Below are 4,117 nucleotides of genomic sequence, written 5' to 3' on the forward strand. Positions count from 1 at the left end.
GGGACCTCCGTGTCCCCGCGGACCTGCTCCAGAAGGAGCTGGTCCGCGCCCTGCGCCGGCGCTCCCGGCCCGAAACCGTCATGGGCAAGGAGCGCGGGCGCTTCCAGGCCGTCTTCCTGGCCATGGGGAGGGACCGCGCCAACGGGCGGCTCGCGCTGGGGCCCCTGACGCGGGACATGGAGGTGCGCTGGGACGTGCCCTCCAACCTGCCGCTGTACCGGACGCAGGAGCAGGTCTGCCAGGACATCGCGCGGGCGCTCGGGGCGCGCGCCGTCTTCAACCCCCTGTGGGATCGGCTGCACATCCCCGTCTCCGTCCACAACCTGGGCGGCTGCACCATGGCGGAGGAGCCCGCCTACGGCGTGCTGACTCCGGACGGCGAGGTGCACGGCCACCCCGGCCTGTACGTGCTGGATGGCGCCGCGCTGCCGGCGAGCACTGGGGTGAATCCGTCGTCCACCATCGCCGCGGTGGCGGAGCGCAACGTCGAGGCCGCCATCCGCCAGGTGCTGGGGAACCCCACCTGGACCGCCCCCGAGCGCGCCGGTACGGCCTCGGGCCCAGCGGCGGCGGAGCCCTTCCGCGCGTCGATGCGGATGAGCCCGAGTGTGGCACCCACGCGGGTGGTGCCAAGGGAGGACCCGATGCGGAGCGTGGTGATTCCAGAGGGAGGCACGGTGCTGTCGCCAACGCCCGTGGTGGGCCTGCGCTTCACCGAGCGGATGCGCGGCTTCATCAACCCCGGCCACCTGCCCGACACGGATTACGCGGGCGCCGAGGAAGAGGGCAAGTCCGAGGGCCGGGTGGCCGAGTTCGTCCTCACCATCACCGTGACCCACCTCGACCGCTTCCTCGCGGAGAAGGCCCATTCGGGCATCGCGCAGGGCACCGTCCACGTCCACGGCCTCACGCCACCTGGCGGCGCGAAGGTGGACCACGGCGTCTTCAACCTCTTCGTGGACACGGACAGCTACTACGAGCGGCGGATGCTCTACCTGCTGCCCTTCACCGGCACGGACGGCCAGCAGTACCTGCTGGATGGCTACAAGCACGTCCGGGACGACGACGGCTTCGACATGTGGTCGGACACGTCCACGCTCTACACCGTCATCCGCCGGGGCGGCGACCGGCATGCGCCCGCGGTGGCCAGCGGCATCATCCGCCTGGGCATGCCGGACTTCCTCCAGCAGCTCACGACCTTCGCCGTGCTGGGGACGACCTCCCCGCTGGCGAAGGCCCAGGCCCTGAAGCGGTTTGGAAGCATGTTCATGGGCAACCTCTGGGACGTCTTCGCGCGGACCAAGCTGGAATAGGAGAGGCGCATCGTGGCGAAGGCATCTCGGTACGACGTGGTCGTCGTGGGCTCCGGCTTAGGAGGCTCCATCAGCGCGCTGCGCCTGGCCCAGGCGGGCAAGTCCGTGCTGGTCCTGGAGCGCGGCAAACGCTACCGGCCCGGTGACTTTCCCCGGGACGTGACGCGCACGGATGAGGTGCTCTGGCGCCATGCCGAGCGGCGCAAGGCGCAGGGCCTCTTCGACGTGCGCTTCCTGTCCGGCATCGGCACGGTGACGGCCAGCGGCGTCGGCGGCGGCTCGCTCATCTACGCCAACGTCCACGTGCGGCCAGACGCGGAGGTGTTCGAGGACCCGCGCTGGCCCCGGGCGTACCGCCGGGACTCGCTGGAGCCCTACTTCGACAGGGTGGCGCGGGAGCTACGGCTGAATCCGGTGCCACCCTCGATTCCGCTGCGCAAGCGTGACCTCTTCCAGCGCGCGGCCCGGGGCATGGGGCGCGAGACGTTCGACCCGCCCGTGGCCGTGGCCTTCTCGGAGCCGCCGGGTCCGGGCCGGCGCGTGTGCCAGCTCTGCGCCGAGTGCGAGTTCGGCTGCCAGCACGGCGCGAAGAACACCATGGACCTGACGTACCTGGCGCGGGCGGAGGCGCTGGGCGCGCTCGTCTTGGCGCGCACGCTCGCCTCCCACGTGGAGCCGGCGCGGGAGGGGTACCGTGTCCACTGCCGGGACCTGGTGTCGGGGGAGCGGCACACCGTGGAGGGCTCGCGGGTGGTGCTGGCCGCGGGGACGCTGGGCACGGTGGAGCTGTTGCTGCGCAGCCGGGACGTCGCGCGGACGCTGCCTCGGGTGAGCCGGCGGCTGGGCCACGGCTATTCGGGCAACGGGGACTTCCTGGCGTCGATGCAGGGCGCGCGCGAGGACCTCCAGCCCTGGGTGGGCCCGGACGTGTCCACGGTGATGCGCTTCACCGACCGTCAGCCGCGCTTCACGCTGGTGAAGGCCACGTTCAACCAGCCCGCCACGGAGGTCCTCGCGGGCCTGGGACAGCCGAGCCTCGGGCGGCTCCAGGGCCTGGGCGCGCCGCTGTGGACCTGCCTGGGGCCCGCCCTCCACGCGGCCCTCAAGAAGGGCCTGCTGAGCCGGCCCCTGCGCGACGACGTGGACGCGGCGCGCACGTCCAACCTCTTCGGCATCGGCCAGGACAACGCCAACGGGCGGATGCACCTGGATGACGGGCAGCTCGACGTGTCGTGGGACTTCGCCGGGGAGAACGCGGAGTTGGTGCGGCGGATGACGGACGCGATGCGGGACCTGGCGGCCCAGTACGGCGCCACCTTCGCGCCGCTGGTCACCTGGCAGCTCTTCAAGCGGCCTTTCACGGTGCATTCGCTTGGCGGCGCGCATCTGGCGGAAGCTCCCGAGCGCGGCGTGGTGTCCACCGAGGGAGAGGTCTTCCACTATTCCGGGCTGCACGTGGCGGACGGCTCCGTCATCCCGACAGCCCTCGGCTTCCACCCGGTGATGACCATCAGCGCGGTGGCCGAGCGCATCGCCGAGGCCGTGGTGCACGGGTTCTCATCCCATTCGAGGAGCGCTTCATGAACACGCTGCCTTCCGCCGAGAGGCACGACTTTCCCGCGGACGACGGCGTTCCGTTGCAGCTCACGCGTTACCAGGGCGGCGCGAAGGGGCCTGTCCTCCTCGTCCATGGCGCGGGGGTGTGGAGCGGCATGTTCCTGCTGCCCACGGTGCAGGAGAACTTCGTGCAGCACCTGGTGCGCCATGGCTACGACACCTGGCTGCTGGACTGGCGCGCCAGCGTGGAGCTGCCGCTGCGGCAGTTCACGCTGGATGACGCCGCCCGCCACGACATGCCCGCCGCCGTGCGGCGTGTCCGCGAGCGCACCGGCGCGGACGCCGTGCAGGCGGTGGTGCACTGCGCGGGCTCGGCGACGTTCTTCATGGCGATGGCGGCGGGGCTGCTGCCGGACGTCCAGAGCGTGGTCGCCTCGCAGGTGGCGCTGCACCACATCGTCCCGCCTTCAACGCAGCTCAAGGCGATGCTGCGGCTGCCGGACGTGCTGGACGTCACCCGCGACTACCTGACACCGGACGAGGACCCGAGCAGCCCCTTGTTCCAGGCGGCCTTCGGCACCTTCGTGGACCTGTTCCGCCATGAATGCGACAGCACCGTCTGCCGCCGGCTGACGTTCATGTACGGGCAGCTCTTCCGGCACGCGCGCCTCAACCGGGAGACGCATGAGCGGCTCGACGAGCAGTTCGGCCCCTGCAACATGCTGACGTTCCGTCACCTGGCGCAGATGGCGCGCTCGGGCTACGCGGTGGGCTTCGACCATGGCCGGGAGGAGAACCTCCGACGCTATGGCCGGGAGCGTCCGCCGTCATACCTGCGCGCCGAGCACCTGAAGCGCCCCATCACCTTCGTGTCCGGAGAGCAGAATGGCACGTACATGCCCGCGTCCACGGAGCTCACCTACGAGTGGCTGCGCGAAGAGAACGGCGCGTCGTACTACCAGCGGAAGGTCCTGGCGGGGTACGGCCACCTGGACACCTTCATGGGAAGCACCGCGTCGCAGGATACGTACCCGGTGATACGCGGCGCGCTGGAGGCCATGGCCTGAGCGGATGAGGCGGGGTACCGTCCCGGTTCCCGCCCCATGGACACCTCCTCTCCTTCAACGGCGCAGTCGCCTGCCGGTGCGCCGCCGGCCGGCCTGGGCTGGATGGCCCGCTTCGGCCCCGGCATGCTCGTCGCGGCCACGGGCGTGGGGGCGGGGGACCTGCTCACCGCGAGCCTGGGG

The 4,117-nt window shown here is 71.2% G+C and carries 3 protein-coding genes; all 3 read left to right on the plus strand.

Annotation, left to right across the window (positions count from 1 at the left end; translation table 11 throughout):
• A partial coding sequence (locus tag G4D87_RS34405) for a GMC family oxidoreductase (RefSeq protein ID WP_240358842.1) occupies positions 1-1,313 on the plus strand: 1,313 nt, incomplete at its 5' end.
• A 12-nt stretch (positions 1,314-1,325) separates the two neighbouring features.
• The gene (locus G4D87_RS34410; protein ID WP_163786905.1) at positions 1,326-2,897 is read left to right on the plus strand and encodes a GMC family oxidoreductase N-terminal domain-containing protein; all 1,572 of its coding nucleotides are present in this window, start codon (positions 1,326-1,328) and stop codon (positions 2,895-2,897) included.
• Positions 2,894-3,937, plus strand: coding sequence for an alpha/beta fold hydrolase (locus tag G4D87_RS34415; RefSeq protein WP_163786906.1), 1,044 nt, complete (start codon positions 2,894-2,896; stop codon positions 3,935-3,937). Before G4D87_RS34410 ends, G4D87_RS34415 begins: the two co-directional genes overlap by 4 nt.
• Positions 3,938-4,117 lie beyond the last annotated feature (180 nt).

This window comes from Myxococcus vastator, assembly GCF_010894475.1.
Classification (GTDB): Bacteria; Myxococcota; Myxococcia; order Myxococcales; family Myxococcaceae; genus Myxococcus; species Myxococcus vastator.